Raw genomic sequence first — 20,002 nt, forward strand, 5'->3', positions numbered from 1 at the left:
ACATGAAAAAGAATTTACTTATTGCATTTACACTGGTCATCTCCCTAATGGCATGCAAGAAGGAGAAAACACCTGAACCCGAAACGGAAGAACGTAAACCGGAAGTTCTCATTAAAAACATCACAGAAAAACTGGCCGCGGCCGATAGTATCAGTACCTTTAACAATGCCCTTAAAAGCATGAAGCTTAGGGCAGAGGAAACTGCCCAGGGGATTACCGTTTTTGCGCCGCTAAACGAAAGCTCTGCTGCGCCGGGACGGGTAAGTAAACTGTCGTCGACAGGCAATGCCAGCGGTACAAGGGCTGGGAATGCCATTGCGGATGTAGCTACTGTACCGCAACTGGTGCTGACCGATTCCGTATTGCGGGACCATATTGTAAAGGGTGTATTCAAGCTGTCGGACCTGACAGATGGTAAACTGCTTACAGGTTTAAGCGGTAAACAGCTTAAGGTAAGCCGCTCTGCGGATACCATCTGGATCAACGGGGTACAGATTGGTGGCAAAGAGATTTTAAATACCAATAACGAAGTGGTGTATACGGTAAAATCGGTGTTGACGGCAACTTCGGTTACCGACCAGCTGCAATCCACTTCTATTGAGGTTACGGTTTGGGACGGGACTTTATGGACCACTGCAAAACCTACAGGTGCAGTACTGGCCGGTGCAACCGTTACGCTTTACCGTACACAGCAAAATTATGCAGATAGCGTAGCGGCATACACCGCCATAAGCGATGCTGCAGGCAAGGCATTGTTTAAGTCAATTACAGCCGGAACTTATTATATCAAGGCATCCTCTGGTGCAAAAAGCAATATTTTCAACCGTTCTGCAAAGCAGGCTGGTTTATATTCGGGTTATGCTGTTGCAGGCATATTCCAGTCGCAGGCAGAAATTACTGCGGCAGCAACCCAGACCGGTGCACAGCCGGGTAACTTTAAATGGCTGGATGCCAATGGGGACGGTATAATCAATAACAGTGACAGGGTAACTTTGCCTTATGAGCAGGCTGTAGCTGCAAATGGCACGGTAAAGAAAATAGCTGTATCGATTGGTTTACTGAACAATAAGCAAGAACCTTTATTAACGGAACAGGAGTTTCTGACAGGCATGAGCAATGCGGAAAACAACATTGCCAGCTGGCAGAAAAACCTGGTGGTTGCCGACGGACTGCTAAGCCATCAGGCTTCGATAGATTCCATACCACTGGTTTTTAAAGCAAACTATCAGGCTTTTGGTAATTTTACATTTACGCCGACCAATCCCGGTGTTACCCAGATCTGGCAACAGGGATATGCGTATATTGCTGCATTGAACACTTTGCAGCAAAAAGCACCGCTTGCGATGAGCAGACGTGCAGAAAAGATGAGCCAGTTAAAGGCCACAAGGGTGTATGTTTATTTACAGCTGCTGACTTATTTTGGCAACATTCCTTTGGCACAGACTGCGGGTAGTTTAACGAATGCCAACCGGGCTGCGGTAGTTAATTTTATTTCTGCCGAACTGGCATCGGCAGCAGATTCCCTGTCGCTTGGTGCCAGCGGAGCGGCCAGCCTGAACGGGCTTTCTGTTAAAGTGTTGCAGGCAAAGGCAGCCTTGCTGGAAAAAGAATATGGAAAGGTGGCCGACCTGACCAATTATGTGCTGAACAGTGGCCAATATATGCTGGCAGCTGCCGGAGCACAATTTAATGCAGGAAATGCAGAACTGATCTGGGACAATTCGGCCAATATCGATGTGAACGTGAAGAGCTACTTTTTTAACCGGTCAGTTTTACCTTACCTGAGGCTCACAGAAGTTTACCTGATGTCGGCCGAGGCCAGTATGGCACTGGGCAATACCATTAATGCGCAGACGAGGTATCAAACACTGGCACAGCGTTCGTCCTTCTCTCCAACCTTTAGTCAGGCCAATTTAAGGGCATTGTGGACTGCCGAAATGAGAAGAGAAGGTGTGGCCTTCGCCAACCTGACCAGGTGGGGAACTGCTGCCGATGAGCTGGCGAGATATGGATTCTCATCTGCAAAAAATAACCGCTTACCTATACCTCAGGCAATCCTGGACCAGAACCCTGGTATGCTTCAGAACCCCGGGTATTGATCATATTTTTTTAACGCTATTGGAGGGCCTTTCAGTTGAGTACTGAGGGCCCTCCTTATTTTAGCCGCACCGTAATCCAGGTCTGCCGGATGAAAAAAAAAACAGTCAGCCCGATTAAAACCGGTTGTGAACTGAAATAAAATTTAATTTATGTCAATTTTTCTGAAAAATTTTCGGAAATATTGGTAAGTGTTGTTATGATAACTTGTATTATGGAGTTTTACCGAAAATTATTTCATTGATAGAATGTTGACTGAAACCAAAGCGCAGGCTTGTTTAACTGCAGACCTTACGGATAAATTTGAACACTTGTGGCATCTGGTGGGCAATACGCCCATGCTTGAACTCCAGTATACATACAAAGGAAAAGCGGGAAAAGTGTATGTAAAATGCGAACATTATAACCTTACCGGAAGTGTGAAAGACAGAATGGCGCTGAACATTATGTATGAAGCTTACAGATCATGTGCAATTAAACCTGGTGATACCATTATTGAAGCTACAAGTGGCAATACAGGAATAGCATTTGCGGCTATTGGCCGGGCCCTGGGCCATCCGGTGAAGATCATTATGCCAAACTGGTTGAGCAAGGAGCGTATTGATATCATCAGGAGCATGGGTGCCGAAGTAATTTTGATCAGTAAGGAAGAAGGTGGTTTTTTGGGCAGCATTAAAATGTGTGAGGACCTTGCTGCTGCCGGAAGGGTTTTCCTGCCCAGACAATTTGAAAACCAGTATAATGGAGAAGCCCATGAGAAAACCACGGGTATGGAGATCTGGGAGCAATTGAAATTAAAGGGATTAAGACCTGATGCTTTTGTAGCAGGGGTTGGAACAGGGGGGACGGTAATGGGCGTTGGAAAAGGGCTGCGATCACATCATGCCGCTATCAAAATCCATCCACTGGAACCCGCTGAAAGTCCGACCTTAACCACAGGATATAAAGTTGGTACCCACCGTATACAAGGAATTTCTGACGAATTTATCCCCGCTATAGTGAAGCTGGATGAACTGGATGAGGTTGTCCAGGCCCATGATGGCGATGCGATCATTATGGCACAAAAGCTGGCTAAGGAACTTGGCCTGGCAGTAGGGATCTCTTCGGGTGCAAATGTGATCGGTGCCATTAAATTAAAAGAACAAATGGGTGCCGATGCAGTGGTGGTTACCTTGTTGTCGGACAGCAACAAAAAGTATTTAAGTACCGATCTTGTGAAAGAAGAGCCGGTTAAGGCTTTATATGTATCTACAGATACTGTGTTTACTGGCTACCAGCCAATTTGCAGACTAAAATAAAATCGTAAATGAAACTAAACCATCACCATATATTTATGACCTTACGGATCTTCATTCTCGGGCTTTTTATTTTGCTGGGTACCAGCAGTTATGTCCATGCCCAGGAAGCCGATACGAGCCTTTCCGGTCTGGAGTTTACCGAAATTGCCCCTGATACTGTCAGCCCGGCTGATACGGTTGCAGCCAAAGCTGCAGTTGTGCCGGCAGCTGGCGTAGCCGGCATTGCGGCTGCACCGGGCAATAAAGCCCCTGCAGCTGAAGCGGACAAAACCCTTTGGGGAACCTTTATAGCCGGACTGGTAGGTGGTTTTCTGGCCTTTCTGATGCCCTGCATCTTTCCCATGGTGCCCCTTACCATCAGTTATTTTACCAAAAGGGCAGGCAGTAAAGGCAAAGGCATTGGCCAGGCCCTGATCTATGGGCTTTCCATCATTGTCATTTATGTAGGTTTTGGCCTGCTGATCACTGTTTTGTTCGGATCGGCCGGCCTGAATGCATTGAGTGCAAGCGGTTTGTTCAACTTTCTGTTCTTTATTTTGCTGGTGGTATTCGCCATCTCCTTTTTCGGGGCTTTCGAGATCACCCTGCCCAGTGCTTTCGTCAATAAGATAGACAACAAGGCCGATAACAGCAAAGGCCTGGCAGGCATCTTTTTTATGGCTGCTTCACTGGCCCTGGTCTCTTTCTCCTGTACCGGTCCGATCATCGGTACCTTACTGGTAGATGCCAGTTCCAAAGGAGAGTTACTGGGCCCGGCCGTCGGTATGTTTGGTTTTGCCCTGGCCCTGGCCCTTCCCTTTACCTTATCGGCCATATTTCCCGGCTTTTTGAGCAGTATGCCCAAATCCGGAGGCTGGCTGAACAGCGTAAAGGTATGCCTGGGTTTCCTGGAACTGGCCCTGGCCTTAAAGTTTTTGTCATCGGCCGACCTGGCCTGGCACTGGGAATGGTTTGACCGGGAGATCTTCCTGGTGCTGTGGATCGTGATCTTTGTGCTGATGGGGATCTATTTACTGGGGAAGATCAGGTTCTCTCACGACAGTGAGGTACCTTATATATCTGTTCCCAGGTTGTTCCTGGCCATTCTTTCTTTTTCCTTTGCGCTGTACATGGTGCCCGGGCTGTGGGGCGCGCCGGTAAGCGTACTGAGCGGACTGGCCCCACCAATGAATACCCAGGACTTTATCCTGAACGGCAACCAGTCCTCAGCTTCAGGAAGTGTAGCTGCAGATTTTCCGGCCCATGTCAAATACAGCGGATCTTTAAAAGCCCCGGTAGGTTTCCATCCTTTCTTTGAACTGGAAGAAGGACTGGCCTATGCAAAAAAAGTAAACAAACCTGTACTGCTTGATTTTACAGGGCATACCTGTGTAAACTGCCGCAGAATGGAAGACCTGGTATGGGTGGACCAGGAGGTGGGCAGACTGATCAAAGAGGAATATGTACTGATCCAGCTGTATGCCGACGACCGCAACATCAAAATGGAGAAAGACAAGGTCCATTATTCCAGTGTGCTGAAACGCAATACGGATGACCTGGGTTATTGGAACCTGGATTTCCAGGCTACAAAATACGGCTCCAATGCACAACCCTTATATGTACTGGCGGGTCATGACCTGAACCCACTGGTAAAACCCCAGGGAGCTATATTCGATGCAAAGGAATATGCAGCTTACCTGCAAAGCGGCTTAAACGCATTTAAGGGGAAATAAACAATACTATCCATAAAAAAACGAAAATAGGTAGTTAATGAATAAACAGGGGCTGGTGGATACCGGCCCTGTTTATTTTATGGATATGGGCCGGCGTATCCGATAAAGCTAATGCCTTAATTTTCAGTGATGTTTAAAATGTTTACTACTTAAATTGAGCTTTAATGGTTAAACAATGTTATTTTTGGCTTTTAATAGCATAAATTAGGAAATGGTGTGGCAACCTTAACAGGAAGCCTGCTATATAATTAACAGATAAATATGAAAAGAGTAGTAGTAACGGGTTTAGGCGCTATAACCCCCTTGGGGAATACAGTAAGCGAATTTTGGAAGAACATTGTAGCCGGTAAAAGCGGTGCAGCTGCCATTACAAAATTTGATACCTCTAAATTCAAAACTAATTTTGCTGCTGAAGTAAAAGATTTCAATATTGAGGCTTACATTGATAAAAAAGAAGTTAAGAAGTACGATCTGTATACCCAGTATGCAATAGCGGCCAGCGATCAGGCCATTCAGGATTCAGGACTTAACTTTGAAACTATGCCGGAAACCGAACGTTATGAAGTTGGTGTGATCTGGGCATCGGGTAATGGCGGGATCGGAACTTTTGAGCAACAGCTGAAGGAGTACCATCTTGGTGACGGAACGCCAAGGTTCAGCCCTTATTTCATTCCGAAAATGATTGTTGACATTGCGGCGGGTGTGATCTCCATCCGTCATAAACTACATGGGCCCAATTACGCTACAGTTTCGGCCTGTGCCTCATCCAATACGGCCATCATCAGTGCCTTTGATACCATCCGTTTGGGTAAGGCCAATATAATGGTTGCCGGAGGGTCTGAAGCAGCAATCACCGAGTCTTCGGTTGGGGGCTTTAATTCGGCACATGCCTTATCTAAAAGAAATGATGATCCTGCAGGTGCCTCAAGACCTTTTGATAAAGACCGTGATGGTTTTGTGATCGGGGAAGGTGCCGGTGCTTTGATCCTGGAAGAACTGGAACATGCCAAGGCAAGGGGCGCACATATCTACGCAGAAATTGTTGGTGGTGGTATGGCCGCTGATGCCTATCATTTAACAGGTACACCACCAGATGGTTTAGGTGCATCCTTAGGCATTGCAAAGGCCCTGGCCGAGGCAGGTATAGGTGCAGAAAAAATTGACTATATCAATGCCCATGCTACTTCTACCGGTCTGGGCGACATAGGTGAACTGCATGGGATTAAAAAGGTGTTTAAGGATCTCCCTGTTGCCATCAGTGCTACCAAATCAATGACCGGACATTTGCTGGGCGGTGCCGGTGCAATTGAAAGCATCATTAGTGTAATGGCCATAAAAGACGGGATCATTCCGGGAACGATCAATACAGAGAACATTGATCCTGAAATACCTGAGGGCTTAAACCTGATCATTGGAAAATCTGTTTACCAGCCTGTCAATTATGTGCTGAACAATACTTTTGGTTTTGGCGGGCATACGGCAACTTCCATATTTAAAAAGTACGGGGCTGATTAGCCTTTGATCTATACAGAAACAGGAAAGGGCTGGTTGTTTTTGAACAACCAGCCCTTTCCTGTTTTAAAGCCCGGCTATACCAAAACCCGAAATGGACTTTTGCTCTCCTAAAAATAAAGATTTAACTTGGCACAATGAATATAGAATTCAACAAGAACGAAGATGTGAACAAACAGTCGGTTTACGAATTGAAAACCAGGCTTAAAAAAATATATAAAGGTGGGGGAGATAAGAATGCGGCCAAACAAAAGGAAAAAGGTAAGCTGCTGGCACGTGAGCGCATCGCTTACCTGACCGATGAAGGTTCGGAGTTCTTAGAGATCGGGGCCTTTGCCGCTGAAGATATGTATGCAGAACAAGGCGGTTGTCCCGCTGCCGGCGTAGTTTGCGGGATAGGCTATGTTTCCGGCCGGCAATGTATGATCGTTGCAAATGATGCAACCGTAAAGGCAGGGGCATGGTTTCCTATGACCGCTAAAAAGAACCTGCGTGCGCAGGAAATTGCCATGGAAAACCGTTTGCCTGTCATTTATCTGGTGGATAGCGCTGGTGTTTATCTGCCGATGCAGGACGAGATCTTTCCGGATAAAGAACATTTTGGAAGAATGTTCAGGAACAATGCGATCATGTCCTCTGATGGCATTGTACAGATTGCGGCCATTATGGGCTCATGTGTTGCCGGGGGAGCCTACCTCCCGATCATGAGTGATGAAGCCATGATTGTTGATGGTACCGGTTCTGTGTTTCTGGCGGGCTCGTACCTCGTCAAATCGGCCATAGGAGAGGATGTGGACAATGAAACCCTTGGCGGGGCAACCACACACTGTGAAATATCCGGGGTTACAGATTATAAGCATCCAAATGAACAGGCCTGCCTGGATAGCATACGGAACATCATGAGCAAGCTGGGGGCACCTGAGGTGGCCGGTTTTGACCGGGTTAAACCCTTGCCGCCTAAAAAAGATGAAGAAGAACTTTACGGCATATTACCTGAAAACAGGGAAAAACCTTATGAAATGCTGGATGTTATTGAACGCCTGGTAGATGGTTCTGAATTTGAAGAATATAAAAAATTATACGGGCAGAGCGTTATCTGCGGACTGGGCCGGATTGATGGCTGGGCTGTAGGTATTGTGGCCAACCAGCGTAAAGTGGTGAAATCCAAAAAAGGAGAAATGCAGTTTGGCGGGGTGATCTATTCAGATAGTGCCGACAAAGCGGCAAGGTTTATCATGAACTGTAACCAGAAAAAGATCCCCCTTGTATTTTTGCAGGATGTTACCGGCTTTATGGTCGGCAGCAGGTCTGAACAGGGCGGGATTATCAAAGATGGGGCAAAGATGGTGAACGCAGTTTCAAATTCGGTAGTGCCCAAATTTACCATTGTGATCGGAAATTCTTATGGGGCGGGTAATTATGCGATGTGTGGTAAAGCTTATGACCCCAGGCTGATCTATGCCTGGCCCAGTGCAAAAATAGCGGTAATGGGAGGGGCTCAGGCCGCAAAGGTATTGCTGCAGATCCAGGAAGCTTCATTAAAGGCAAAAGCTGAGACCATTACCCCGGAAAGGGAGGCCGAGCTGTTAAAAGAAATTACCGATAGGTATAACAGCCAGACTACTCCGTATTATGCGGCTTCCAGGTTATGGGTGGATGGCATCATAGATCCTAAAGAAACACGTAAAGTGATTTCTATGGGGATAGAGGCTGCAAATCAATCGCCCATAAAAAAACAGTTTAACGTGGGTATTATCCAGACCTGAGCTGGATTTATAATCTATATATCACAATGTTGCATTTGTTGCAGCATTGGTATTTGCGTATAGCAGGATAAAGCGTAATTTTGTATCACAATAGAAAAATATATGTCACAGGAACAAGAAATAGAACACGTTCAATGTTTAATTATAGGTTCGGGACCTGCAGGGTATACGGCAGCAATTTATGCGGCCAGGGCAGATCTTAAACCGGTTATGTATACAGGTATGGAACCTGGAGGACAATTGACCCAGACCACTGATGTGGATAATTTTCCGGGCTATCCAAATGGGATCATGGGCCCTGAAATGATGGAAGATTTCCGCAAACAGGCAGAACGTTTTGGTACTGATATCCGTTTTGGTTATGTAAGCGGGGTTGACTTTTCTACGCTGCCGCATAAAGTAATAGTTGATGATATCAAAACGGTTACTGCAGATACAGTCATCATTTCTACCGGTGCCACCGCCAAATGGCTTGGTCTTCCGAGTGAACAAAAATACAATGGTTTTGGTGTTTCTGCCTGTGCCGTATGCGATGGTTTCTTCTTTAGGGGACAGGATGTGGCTATTGTTGGTGCGGGTGATACTGCAGCCGAAGAGGCAACTTACCTGGCAAAACTTTGTAAAAAGGTTTATATGCTGGTGCGCAGGGATGAGTTCAGGGCCTCGAAAGCTATGGTACACAGGGTGTTGAATACACCTAATATTGAAGTGATCTACAATACCGAGACCAGGGAAATCCTGGGCAATGGAAAAAATGTTACAGCGGTTAGGGTGGTAAATAACCAGACTGGTGCTGAAACTGATTTGCCGGTTGAAGGATTTTTTGTAGCCATTGGCCATAAACCCAATACGGATATTTTTAAAGGCTGGCTGGAGATGGACGATACCGGCTACCTGAAAACAATTCCAGGCTCTACAAAAACGAATGTTGAGGGGGTTTTTGCCAGTGGGGATGTACAGGATAGTTATTACCGCCAGGCCATAACGGCTGCGGGTTCTGGTTGTATGGCTGCGCTTGATGCAGAACGTTATTTAGCTGCTAAAGAACACGAAATAAAAGTCATTTCCTGATTATTAATAAAAAATAAAAACGGGCAGGACCATTTATAGGTTCTGCCTTTTTTTTGTGGTTTATTTATTAGGATTTTTTTTATCTTAGGCATAAAATCAATCCGATTATTGAGCACAATGATGAAAAAACTATTAGCTATTGGTTTACTGGCCCTTTTGTATGTTCCTGTTTTTGCCCAAAATGATGTAAATATGGGAATTATCCCTGCTCCGGTGTCTGTAAAAAAAGGTGCAGGAACTTTTAAATTGGATAAGACTGTAGTTTTGATATCGAATGAGGTTAAAAATTCGAAATCGGCTGATCTTTTAAATGCTTTTATTGTAAGCAAGGCCGGCTTTTCTTTAAGAGAAGCCAAATCTGCGATGGCCAATGAGCGGGCCATTGTACTGAGTTCTGCTGCTGCGGAACAATTGCCTGCCGAAGGTTATAAAATAAGCATAAACCCTAAAACCATTACCATTACCGGAAAGGCTGCGGGCTTATTTTATGGTGTACAATCTGTTATGCAGCTGATGCCGGACAAACAGCACAATGAGATCCTGATTCCTGCAGCTGAAATTAACGATTACCCAAGGTTTAAATACAGGGGCCTGCACCTGGATGTTGGAAGGCACGTGTTCCCTGTTGCTTTCATCAAGAAGTACATCGACCTGATGGCCCAGTATAAACTGAACAATTTTCACTGGCACTTAACTGAAGACCAGGGCTGGAGGATTGAGATTAAAAAATACCCTAAATTAACCGCTACCGCTGCCAGCAGAAACGGAACGATTATCGGGCACTACCCAGGTGTAAATAACGACGGAGAAGTTTATAAAGGTTTTTATACGCAAAATGAAGTAAAGGAAGTTGTAGCCTATGCTATGGCGAGGTTCATCAACGTAATCCCGGAAATTGAAATGCCGGGACATGCGAGTGCGGCAATTGCGGCTTACCCTGAGCTGAGCTGTTTCCCGGATAAAGACACCTTTGTGGCCGACGTTACACCCTGGGCAGGTTCGCGTAAAGGTAAGCAGGTACAGCAAACCTGGGGCGTATTCGACGACGTATTTGTACCCTCGGAAAATACCTTTAAGTTTTTGGAAGATGTTTTAGATGAGGTCATTGCGCTTTTCCCTTCTAAATACATCCACATCGGTGGGGATGAATCTCCTAAGAAATACTGGGAGCAAAGTGAGTTTTGCCAGAAATTAATCAAACAGCTGGGCTTAAAAGATGAGCACGAACTGCAGAGTTATTTCATCCAGCGCATTGAAAAATATGTAAATTCTAAAAGCAGGAGCATCATAGGCTGGGATGAAATTTTAGAAGGAGGGTTGGCACCCAATGCAACTGTAATGTCCTGGAGAGGTGTAAAAGGGGGGATTGCAGCAGCGCAGCAAAAGCATGAAGTGATCATGACCCCAAATGCAGGTGGTCTGTATTTTGACCACAAGCAATCTGAATCTGCCGATGAACCCACCAATATCGGTGGTCTGGCACCTTATTCCAAATCATACAACTATGATCCGGTACCTGCCGAACTTGCACCTGATGAACAGAAATATGTGATAGGGGTGCAGGCAAATGTCTGGACAGAGTACATTCAAAGCGCTGCCAAAGTGGAGTACTTTTTGCTGCCCAGACTGTTCTCTTTATCGGAGATTGCGTGGAGCCAGGCTTCAGGTAAAGACTTTAAGAATTTTTCGGAAGAGCGCTTGCCTTTGCACCTCTCGAGGCTGGATAAAACAGGTACCAATTACTGGGTACCCACACCCTTAGGCCTGAATCAGAAAGTGCTGAACGGTGAAGATTTCAGCATTACCTTGAAAGAACCCATCCCGGGAGCTAAGATTTATTATACCTTAGACCTGACCCGCCCTTCAGAAATAGGGGAACTGTATACCAAACCCATTAAAGTAAAAGTACCGAAAGGCCAGAAACAGATTTTGAAAACCATTGTTGTTACAGCAGCTGGTAAACGGAGTGTGGTAACTGAAACTATTTTAAACAACGGAAGTGCTGAAGTGGCCGCTAAATAGCCTATACAAATGAAAACGATAAAATTTTTAATGAAGCCTGCCCTGTTTTTTGCAGGTATTGTTTTGATGGTTTCCTGCAGCGGAAATAAAGAAGAAAAGTCGCCTGTAAAAGTGCAGCCAGTAGCTGCAGAAAAAAAGACCGGCCCTTTTGCCTTTTATAAGGATATCAGTGTAAAACCCGGATTAAACTTTGAAGTCCTGAGCTGGGGCAAAGGAGTAGATAGCATTGGAGGCTATCTGATACTGATGTCCGATTCGGTGAGGAACAACTACAATTCTTTTTCAAACGAGCGGAAAGGGATCATTACCGATGCCTGGAATATGGATATGGACAATGACGGCAATCCTGAAATCTATATTGAGTTGCTGAGTAAGAAGAATGTACTGGATTTAAATGTTTATGAATATGCAGGTGGTGAATTCAGGAAGATCACTTTTCCGCCACTGAGCAGTAACATGAAGAAAAACTATGCCGGCAATGATAAATTTATCATCAAAAATGGCGATCTGTTCCGTTCTTTTCCGGTAGTAAATCCAAAAGATACGACAATAAAACAAGGGGAAATGAAAATGATCCAGTACCAGTTAAACGGCAATAGTTTTTCTGTAAACGAGGTTAAACAGGAATAAGCGGCCGCTTGTTGAAATGTCAGACCAGCCGGTTATTTTTAGCAACTTTAATGGCATCTGCTTTTGAGTTCACATCGAGTTTAAGGTAGATGTTCTTGATGTGTGTTTTTACGGTCTCAATCTCTATAAACAATTCATTTGCAATCTGAGACCTGTCTTTGCCCCTGCTCATCAGACTCAATATCTGGGTTTCTCTTTTGGTGAGTGGAGAATCGGGGTTTTTTTGCAGGGAAGTGATGACTTTTTTGGCAACATTGGGGCTCATAGGGCCGCCGCCCTGTAAAACATCCTTAATGGCTTCAATAATCTTTGAAGAAGGGGTGTTTTTTGTAAAGTAACCTGATGCACCATTGGCCAGGGCCTCCAGAATGATTTTTTCTGTTTCATGTACAGTTAACATAATGATATACACATCCGGCAAGGTTTTTTTTAGCAGCGGAAGCGCATCTATGCCATTGGTGCCTGGCATTTGTATATCCAGGATAATCACATCAGGGTTATCCCTGCCGATCTTTTGCCTTGCGGCATCAAAGGAGGGGTAGGTATTGACTACCTGATAAGGGGAGGTATTGTTGATCAGATAGGTATAGCCTTCTCTGATGGTTTGATCATCTTCTATGATAACTACTCTTGCTTCTGCCTGATTCTGCATTTTTTGATGTTTTAAATTTAACAGAGAGCGCTATTGTTGTTCCTTTAGTATTGGAGATAATGTTTAAAATTCCATTGATCCGGGCGGCCCGGACATTCATATTGTTGATCCCATGACCGTTTCCGGCAGATGCTACATCGAAACCAGTCCCGTTATCATCAAGCCTGATGTCTAAAACATCATGGGCCATCTTTGCTGTAAATTTAACATGATCTGCTTTTGAGTGTTTTAAGGCATTGTGTATGGCCTCCTTAAAGATCATCAGGATATTCCTGCTCATTTCGAGTGAAAGCCTGCTGTCCGTGTCATTCAGGGAAGTTTCTTCTTCAAAAAGTATGGGCGTTCCGTTAAACATCTCCTGTCCAAATTCCCTGATATGGGTCAGCAATTCACATAAGGTATCGTGTTTTGGGTTTAAAGACCAGAGGATATCTTTTGTTCCGGTATACAATTCGTTCACATTGGTTTTTATTTTTTGTATGATTGCCCTTTTTTCGGTGTCATCCTGATCAGTCATACTGGTTAATACTTCTGATAAGACGGAGATTCGGGTAAGTTTGTTACCAAGATCGTCGTGAAAATCTTCTGCAGTTTGTTTTCTGATCTTAAACTGCTCTTCCAGTTTTATTTTGAGCCGCAATCTGCGTTGTCTTTCGTTCAGGTTGATGATGACGTATACCGAAAGTATGATCAGCAAAAGGATAACCAAGAGGATAAAGATCTTAAAAATGGCGGTCTGATAATAAGGCGGGGTAATTTGGAACTGGATGGCTGCGGTATTGCCAGATTCGATTCCGGAAACAGTAAGGGCTTTAACCTGAAAGGTATATTTACCGGGTGGCAGGGCCGTATAATTGATAGAAGAATTGGCAGCGGGTTTACTGTACGTGGTATCCAGTCCGATTAACCTGTAGGTATACATCAATGCTTTAGGATTGGTCAGGTAAATACCTGTAAAGTTGATGTTCAGGTGATTGTGGTCATAAGGCAGTGTTATTTCCTGGTTCAGTTCACGCTCTTTGTAGGTAATTTGCAGGTTATTCTGATCTCCTTTTTTGTTTTGGGACAAAACACCTGCTGAGTTGATGAAAACGTAGGGTGTGCCCGCTACTGAGGGACTTATTTTGTTGTAATGAACAATTGCTCCTTTGGTTGTTCCTATCCAGATTTTGTCATCTTTCTCCAGAATTGCATTTTGGTTGCATTCAACAAGTAAGGCATTCCCGTCATTGCCTTTGATCAGGCTATGGTCTTTTGAGTTCAGCCGGTTTATGCCCCTGCCGGTCCCTATCCAGATTGTTCCCCTTTTATCGAGGAGCAAGCTATAGATGTGGTCAGAAAAAAGTCCGTTTTTAGTACTCAGCTGTTTAACTTTTCCGGTTACTGTATCCCATATGATCAGGCCATTGTCGGCCGTTCCAAAAAAAACATCAGGACCATTTTTGAGCATCGCTAAAATGCTTGAGCCTTCAATGAGCCTGAACTTTAACCGTTTGATCTCTTTTTTATGGTTAACCAGGTAAGCACCGTTCTGCGTACCGGTTATTATCGAATCTTTACCTATTTCAAGTAAACTGCTGCCAAACCGGGGGCTGATTCGGCTTATTTTTTTGCTGAGGTTGTCTACCATAAAACAGCCGGTATTTGTAGATAACCAGATGTTGTGGTCCCTGTCTTCCATAATGGCATTACAGGCTATACCGCGACTTTCATGGTCTATGCGTTTAAACCTGTTTTTATGATAAAGCCATAAACCACCACCCACTGTACCTACCCATATATCATTTTTGCTGTCTTTTAACAATACATTGATCCTTTTTGTATCCTCATTGTCGGAAGGGATGCTGATCCTTCTGATCTGGTTGTTTTGCTGGCTAAACAGGCCATCGTAAGTGCCCAGCCAGATTTCGTCTGGTTTGGGGCCATTCACAATACTCATTACAATATTGTTCTGTAAGCCCTGCGATTCGTCGAATGTGACATAACCATTGCTGTTAAACCTGTAAATCCCTGAGCCGTCTGTACCAAACCAGATGTTGTTTTCTGCATCCCTGAATATTTGTTTAACCACATTATCGGTAAATCCATTTTTAGCATTAAAATAGATTTCATGATCTGTGCTGATGTACCAGGCGCCCTTGTTTGTACCCAGCCAGATATTTCCTTTTTCGTCCTGCAGGATTGCTGTAGCTTTTTTAATCTTACCGGCATACCTGCTGAGCAGTTTTCCGTGTTCTGACAGGAATATGCCAGTGGTTGTCAGCAACCAGATTTTATCTTTAACAAATTTATCTATTAAAAGCCCGGTGACCACTAAATTTTTTACAGCAGCCCCAGTTATTTTAGCCTGCCATTTGTTTCCTTCCAGGCTGTATATGCCATGTGTATATACTGCTGCCCATATTTTTCCGCCCTGGTCGGTAGTCAGGGTGGTTACCATTTCGGCTGTGTCGCGGCTAATGTTTACGCGTTCAGTTGCGGACCTGTTTGTTTTAAAAAGATGCCGGTCTGACAGGCCATATACCATGTTGCCGGTGCCGGCAACCAACATGTCAGTCCAGTTGTTTGTCTCCTTGTAATGATAAAAGGAAAAGCCGTTATAAGCAGATAACCCTCGTCCGGAACCAATAAAGAGGCTATTTTGGTCATTTACTGCCAGCGATAAAATAAAATTGCTGTTTAAGCCGTCAGTTTTCCCAAAATTAATGAACTGGTTACCATTGAAACAGCTTAGTCCCCCCAAAGTGGCTATCCATAACCGTCTTTGTTTGTCCTGGGTAATGGCCGTTACCTGCGACTGGACCAGACCGTCCTCGATATTGTAATGCTCAAAGTTGTACCGCTGACTGAAGGCCTGAAGACCACTGGCAAGCAGGAAAAGCATCACAAAAATTCTTTTGATATCAGACACAGTTTAAAAAATATGCAGTTTTTACCATTTGTAAATATAATTATCAATGCAGGGTTAAAAATCACCCTTTAAGGGGTGGTTTTTGTTGTTGCACCTTGTTCCGGATTTTTAATCAGCTTGATTGAGTTCAACTCAAATCAATAACCACTAACGAAATAACAAATATATATTAAAATAAAAAAATACCCCTTCAAGGGTTAGTGTTATTTGTTGGTATTTTTTTAAATTTGTTTAATCTTCAGTTAGTTATAGGGGCTATAGGGGTATAATAAGTATGGACTTTAATCAGGGTTACAAGGTTATTTTTGTTAATTGTGAAGAAACTGCTTTGCATTTCTTTTCGAATGTCCCTGGCTTTAAGCTATATGAGAAAATTGAGATCCAGGGCCGGCAATGCCCTATAATGCAATTAAAGAACGGAGATTTTATGATGCTGGTAGAAAAGGAAGCTGTTGAACCAGAGACGATTGTTTTAAAAACGGATGATTGTTTAAGGGATTACCATCTGCTTAAAAAGAGAAGCATAGCCACATTAACCAAGCCACGCTATGTTGATAATGGGCTTGAACTGTGTTTTTCAGATCCTACGGGCAATCATTTTATTGTGCTTGAAGAACGTGATTATACCGATGCCTGAGGGCCAAAATAACCGATGATGAAGTATAACAGGATCCTGATCAATAAGAATGAGATCATAAGTGAAGTTACTTGTGATGCCTATTATCCGATGCTTACGGGAAAGTATGCTTTTAATGTAGTATTTAATGGCGAAGCAAACTATACCATCGAGAAGCGGCAGATCACCCTTGTGCCCGGAAGTTTTATTTTCCTGAACCACGATACCTGTTATTCCCATAAAATAGATTCATCAGTAGAGGTAAACACACTTTCTGTGCTGTTTGATCCTGGTTTTGTGCAGGATTTTGAATATTCCTATCGGGCTGAAGCAAAAAAACTGCTGGACAATCCTGCCGACCTGAAAAGTGGGCAGCCGCGTTTTATGGAATCAATTTATACGCTCCAGGGCGATGTTAAATTTAATTTACAGCACCTTACCCGACATTTGGAAAGCGGTACCAATGACCAGCTGCTTTTAAACGAGTATTTACACCATTGCCTGATCAATTATTATAACCTGTACCATTCAGAAATAGAGCGCAGGGAAGCTGCCCTGAAATTTTTGAGCCGTACCACCAAAACGGAGATCATAAGAAGGTTGTCAATTGCTAAAGATTATATGATCAGCAATTACAACAAGAGCATACGCCTTGACGACATTGCACAGATGGCCTGTTTATCGGTTAATCACTTGCTGCGTACTTTTAAGCAGGCCTATCAGCAATCGCCCCACCAGTTTCTTACCAAGATCAGGCTCCAGCAGGCAAAGCACCTGTTAAAGCATACCGACTATCCGGTAAACGAAATTGTAGATATAGTAGGCTTTGAATGTCCAAGCTCATTTATCAGGCTGTTCAGAAACGCTTTCAATGTTACGCCAGGTCAGTACAGGTAAAATCGCGTTAAATTAAATAGATTTAACATTTAGTAAACATAATGGTGATTTTCGCTTATTGACGGATGGCTTGTTAAAGTAAATTTGAAGCAGGAAACCCAGTATATAAGTTTGGATGAATTTAATTTGGGTTAGTTAATAATAAGGTCATCCGAAGAGTCCGGATGACTTTTTTTATGCCCCTTCTTTAAACTGGCTGCCCAGACGTTCAAACTTTTCGATCAGCAAAGCTATCCTTTCTTTTTCCCTTTTCATTACTGCCCTGCGCACCAGGGTAGAACAGAAAACCATCCAGCCAAAGGTTAGCAAAACAATCAGACATTGCAGCCAGGTGTCAAAATAAGTCAGTATTTCCAGGAAATAGAAGATGATGCCCAGGCTTAAGGCAATGGCATATATCCAGTACAGTTTATTATACAGGTTAAAGCGGTTGATCTGGTAAAGTTTTAAATTGACCAGGAATTCGTTAGGGTGCGTGGTAAAATCGTTTTTCGAGATTAACCGGTGCCCCCTGTACAACATGAAGGTGGTAGCCGCAATGGCCGTTAAAAAAATAAATATCCCTGCGTAGGTGGTCCATGACTGAAAATCAAAGAACAGCCATAAACAGCTTATGGCTATAAATGACAAGAGCATTCCTGTGATGTTCATTACGGATTTGTTGCGAATGGAATTTACTTCCTTTTTGGCTTGCGTCAGCATTTCCTCAGATGAGATCTTTACCTCAACAGAATGTGATTGCCAAAGCGATTGTATGTGATCAAATTCTTGCATGCTGGTTGTATAATTCTGTAAGTTTTAATTTAATGCGATGAATTTTTACCCTTAAGTTCCCTTCACTGATACCGGAAATCTCGGCTATTTCATGATATGGCAATTCATCCAGTACCATAGTGATGATGAGGCGGTCATTTTCTTCCAGTTGGGAGATAGATTTGTAGAGCAGGGCTATCTGTTCATTTTTCTCTGAAAATTCTTCCGGCCGGTTTTCTATAATGTTATCCGTCAGTTCATCTTTTGCCTGGCGTTTTTCAGATCTCAGGTAAGTTAAACAGGTATTTACGGCAATTCTGTAAATCCATGTAGAGATGAGCGATTTGTTCCTGAATTTATCAAGATTCTGCCAAACCTTCAAAAAAGTTTCCTGAAGCAGGTCGTTGGCTGCATCCTCATCCCCGGTATAACCGTAGCATAAGTGGAATATCTTTTTAGAATTTGTATCGAAAATCTGTTTAAATAATTGATCCTTTTTTTCCATCAATTAAGGGCTAATGGTGGTTTGATTGCCTTAAGGCTGAAATGTTACAGCCCGACCGGGCCAAAAATAATAAATGTTTGCGGGCTTGGTACAAATAATTACTTTTGTTGCAAATCAAACAAACCTTAGTATATGAAACAAAACAGGGTCGGGTTAATCACTTTGTTGTTTATCACTGTTGCGGCATGTTTAGGCGTTTTAAAGGATTTCAACATTGTTGATGTACCGGACAACGTCATGATGGCCACACGCTGGCTGCTGGCCCTCGAACTATTGGCCTACGCTTTGATCCGAAAAAACCTTACTACCTGGATATTGGTCTGTATGGTACTGGGGATATTCATAGGGATAGACTATCCGCATGTTGCTGTAGCACTTCAGCCCCTGAGTAAGGGCTTTATTAAACTGGTTAAGACCATTGTAGGACCTATCTTATTTGGTACCCTGGTTTATGGAATAGCCGGACATTCTGATTTAAAGCAGGTAGGGCGGATGGCCTGGAAGTCTATGTTGTATTTTTATTTTGCAACTACCATAGCCTTGTTTATTGGTCTGGCAGCAATTAACCTTACCCATGCGGGGGTTGGTGTAAATATAGAAAATATGCCCCATAACGATTTGCCAAAACCTGTGAAGGATGTAACAGACGAAAGCATACTGAGTACTTTGCCGGATGGGGTACACTGGCTGTATAAGACGCTGGCCTTTTTCAGGAATATTTTTCCGGAGAATATTGTGAAATCGGTGTATGATGCCCAGATTTTACAGATCGTTATTTTCTCGGTTATTTTTGGTATTGGTTTGGCAATGGTGGATGAAAAGAAAAGAAAACCTATGGTTGATTTTTGCGAGAGCTTATCTGAGACCATGTTTAAATTTACCAATGTGATCATGTACTTTGCCCCTATAGGGGTAGGTGCTGCAATGGCCTATACGGTAGGGCACATGGGCGTAGATATCCTGAAACACCTGTTCATGCTGGTAGCTACCTTGTATATGGCGCTCATTGCCTTTATTCTTATTGTACTGCTGCCCATCGCGCTTTATATCAAACTGCCTATACTTAAGTTTATCAATGCCATAAAGGAACCGGTTTCTATTGCGTTTGCCACCACAAGTTCCGATGCCGCACTTCCCAAAGCGATGAGTGCCATGGAAAAATTTGGTGTACCACGTAAGATCGTATCTTTTGTAATCCCCACCGGTTACAGCTTTAACCTTGACGGCACTACATTATACCTTTCGCTGGCCTCTATTTTTGTGGCACAGGCCGCAGGGATGCACCTGAGTTTTGGCGAACAGCTCCTGATTGTATTTACACTGATGATCACCAGTAAGGGGGTGGCCGCCATTCCAAGGGCATCACTGATTATTCTGATCGCTACTGCAGACCAGTTTGGCCTGCCAACCTTTATTATTGCTGCTATTTTAGGGATTGATGAGTTAATGGATATGGGAAGGACATCTTTAAATGTAATCGGAAATTGTCTGGCTACAGTTGTGATAGCCAAGTGGGAGGGAGAATACAACCCCGATAGTATTGAAATTAAGGAAGCATAA

The 20,002-nt window shown here is 43.7% G+C and carries 15 protein-coding genes; 11 read left to right on the forward strand and 4 right to left on the reverse strand.

All coding sequences use genetic code 11. The features are described 5' to 3' along the window. Positions 1-2: 2 nt before the first annotated feature. From PHEP_RS08045 to PHEP_RS08080, 8 genes are all read left to right on the forward strand, one after another. The gene (locus PHEP_RS08045) at positions 3-2,099 is read left to right on the forward strand and encodes a fasciclin domain-containing protein (protein ID WP_162141641.1); all 2,097 of its coding nucleotides are present in this window, start codon (positions 3-5) and stop codon (positions 2,097-2,099) included. A 246-nt stretch (positions 2,100-2,345) separates the two neighbouring features. Continuing rightward, the gene (locus tag PHEP_RS08050) at positions 2,346-3,395 is read left to right on the forward strand and encodes a PLP-dependent cysteine synthase family protein (RefSeq protein ID WP_015807437.1); all 1,050 of its coding nucleotides are present in this window, start codon (positions 2,346-2,348) and stop codon (positions 3,393-3,395) included. An 8-nt stretch (positions 3,396-3,403) separates the two neighbouring features. Further along, complete coding sequence (locus tag PHEP_RS08055; RefSeq protein WP_015807438.1) at positions 3,404-5,107, forward strand: protein-disulfide reductase DsbD family protein; 1,704 nt, start codon at positions 3,404-3,406, stop codon at positions 5,105-5,107. A 261-nt stretch (positions 5,108-5,368) separates the two neighbouring features. After that, positions 5,369-6,622 (forward strand): beta-ketoacyl-ACP synthase II, encoded by a 1,254-nt coding sequence (fabF, locus tag PHEP_RS08060; protein ID WP_015807439.1) that lies wholly within the window; start codon positions 5,369-5,371, stop codon positions 6,620-6,622. 134 nt (positions 6,623-6,756) lie between these two features. Further along, the gene (locus PHEP_RS08065) at positions 6,757-8,385 is read left to right on the forward strand and encodes an acyl-CoA carboxylase subunit beta (protein ID WP_015807440.1); all 1,629 of its coding nucleotides are present in this window, start codon (positions 6,757-6,759) and stop codon (positions 8,383-8,385) included. A 102-nt stretch (positions 8,386-8,487) separates the two neighbouring features. Next, positions 8,488-9,456 (forward strand): thioredoxin-disulfide reductase, encoded by a 969-nt coding sequence (gene trxB / locus PHEP_RS08070; protein WP_015807441.1) that lies wholly within the window; start codon positions 8,488-8,490, stop codon positions 9,454-9,456. Positions 9,457-9,573: 117 nt separating this feature from the next. Continuing rightward, complete coding sequence (locus PHEP_RS08075; protein ID WP_015807442.1) at positions 9,574-11,478, forward strand: beta-N-acetylhexosaminidase; 1,905 nt, start codon at positions 9,574-9,576, stop codon at positions 11,476-11,478. A 9-nt stretch (positions 11,479-11,487) separates the two neighbouring features. Beyond that, the gene (locus tag PHEP_RS08080) at positions 11,488-12,108 is read left to right on the forward strand and encodes a hypothetical protein (RefSeq protein ID WP_015807443.1); all 621 of its coding nucleotides are present in this window, start codon (positions 11,488-11,490) and stop codon (positions 12,106-12,108) included. A gap of 19 nt (positions 12,109-12,127) precedes the next feature. On the opposite strand, the gene PHEP_RS08085 is transcribed toward PHEP_RS08080, so the two are convergent. Both PHEP_RS08085 and PHEP_RS08090 read right to left on the reverse strand, forming a co-directional pair. Next, positions 12,128-12,760: a response regulator transcription factor gene (locus tag PHEP_RS08085; protein ID WP_015807444.1), complete on the reverse strand. Its 633-nt coding sequence runs from the start codon at positions 12,758-12,760 to the stop codon at positions 12,128-12,130. Further along, positions 12,717-15,671, reverse strand: coding sequence for a ligand-binding sensor domain-containing protein (locus PHEP_RS08090; RefSeq protein WP_187290736.1), 2,955 nt, complete (start codon positions 15,669-15,671; stop codon positions 12,717-12,719). The genes PHEP_RS08085 and PHEP_RS08090 overlap by 44 nt, the downstream gene beginning before the upstream one ends. 274 nt (positions 15,672-15,945) lie before the next feature. Between PHEP_RS08090 and PHEP_RS08095 the strand changes: the two genes are divergently transcribed. Both PHEP_RS08095 and PHEP_RS08100 read left to right on the forward strand, forming a co-directional pair. After that, positions 15,946-16,308: a VOC family protein gene (locus PHEP_RS08095; protein WP_015807446.1), complete on the forward strand. Its 363-nt coding sequence runs from the start codon at positions 15,946-15,948 to the stop codon at positions 16,306-16,308. Positions 16,309-16,323: 15 nt separating this feature from the next. Further along, positions 16,324-17,184, forward strand: coding sequence for a helix-turn-helix transcriptional regulator (locus tag PHEP_RS08100; RefSeq protein ID WP_015807447.1), 861 nt, complete (start codon positions 16,324-16,326; stop codon positions 17,182-17,184). Positions 17,185-17,358: 174 nt separating this feature from the next. Here the strand turns inward: PHEP_RS08100 and PHEP_RS08105 are convergent, their stop codons facing one another. Beyond that, entirely contained in the window at positions 17,359-17,958 is a 600-nt protein-coding gene (locus PHEP_RS08105) for a hypothetical protein (RefSeq protein ID WP_015807448.1), read from the reverse strand. Further along, complete coding sequence (locus tag PHEP_RS08110; RefSeq protein WP_015807449.1) at positions 17,945-18,442, reverse strand: RNA polymerase sigma factor; 498 nt, start codon at positions 18,440-18,442, stop codon at positions 17,945-17,947. The genes PHEP_RS08105 and PHEP_RS08110 overlap by 14 nt, the downstream gene beginning before the upstream one ends. 132 nt (positions 18,443-18,574) lie before the next feature. On the opposite strand from PHEP_RS08110, the gene PHEP_RS08115 reads away from it, so the two are divergent. Next, positions 18,575-20,002 (forward strand): dicarboxylate/amino acid:cation symporter, encoded by a 1,428-nt coding sequence (locus PHEP_RS08115; protein WP_015807450.1) that lies wholly within the window; start codon positions 18,575-18,577, stop codon positions 20,000-20,002.

The sequence above is a fragment of the Pedobacter heparinus DSM 2366 genome (assembly GCF_000023825.1).
Taxonomy (GTDB): Bacteria; Bacteroidota; Bacteroidia; order Sphingobacteriales; family Sphingobacteriaceae; genus Pedobacter; species Pedobacter heparinus.

Excerpts from the sequence above, each read along its gene's own strand:
- PHEP_RS08045 (WP_162141641.1), top strand. The coding sequence starts at position 3 with ATGAAAAAGAATTTACTTATTGCATTTACACTGGTCATCTCCCTAATG.
- PHEP_RS08050 (WP_015807437.1), top strand. The coding sequence starts at position 2,346 with ATGTTGACTGAAACCAAAGCGCAGGCTTGTTTAACTGCAGACCTTACG.
- PHEP_RS08055 (WP_015807438.1), top strand. The coding sequence starts at position 3,404 with ATGAAACTAAACCATCACCATATATTTATGACCTTACGGATCTTCATT.
- fabF (WP_015807439.1), top strand. The coding sequence starts at position 5,369 with ATGAAAAGAGTAGTAGTAACGGGTTTAGGCGCTATAACCCCCTTGGGG.
- PHEP_RS08065 (WP_015807440.1), top strand. The coding sequence starts at position 6,757 with ATGAATATAGAATTCAACAAGAACGAAGATGTGAACAAACAGTCGGTT.
- trxB (WP_015807441.1), top strand. The coding sequence starts at position 8,488 with ATGTCACAGGAACAAGAAATAGAACACGTTCAATGTTTAATTATAGGT.
- PHEP_RS08075 (WP_015807442.1), top strand. The coding sequence starts at position 9,574 with ATGATGAAAAAACTATTAGCTATTGGTTTACTGGCCCTTTTGTATGTT.
- PHEP_RS08080 (WP_015807443.1), top strand. The coding sequence starts at position 11,488 with ATGAAAACGATAAAATTTTTAATGAAGCCTGCCCTGTTTTTTGCAGGT.
- PHEP_RS08085 (WP_015807444.1), bottom strand. The coding sequence starts at position 12,760 with ATGCAGAATCAGGCAGAAGCAAGAGTAGTTATCATAGAAGATGATCAA.
- PHEP_RS08095 (WP_015807446.1), top strand. The coding sequence starts at position 15,946 with ATGGACTTTAATCAGGGTTACAAGGTTATTTTTGTTAATTGTGAAGAA.
- PHEP_RS08100 (WP_015807447.1), top strand. The coding sequence starts at position 16,324 with ATGATGAAGTATAACAGGATCCTGATCAATAAGAATGAGATCATAAGT.
- PHEP_RS08105 (WP_015807448.1), bottom strand. The coding sequence starts at position 17,958 with ATGCAAGAATTTGATCACATACAATCGCTTTGGCAATCACATTCTGTT.
- PHEP_RS08110 (WP_015807449.1), bottom strand. The coding sequence starts at position 18,442 with ATGGAAAAAAAGGATCAATTATTTAAACAGATTTTCGATACAAATTCT.
- PHEP_RS08115 (WP_015807450.1), top strand. The coding sequence starts at position 18,575 with ATGAAACAAAACAGGGTCGGGTTAATCACTTTGTTGTTTATCACTGTT.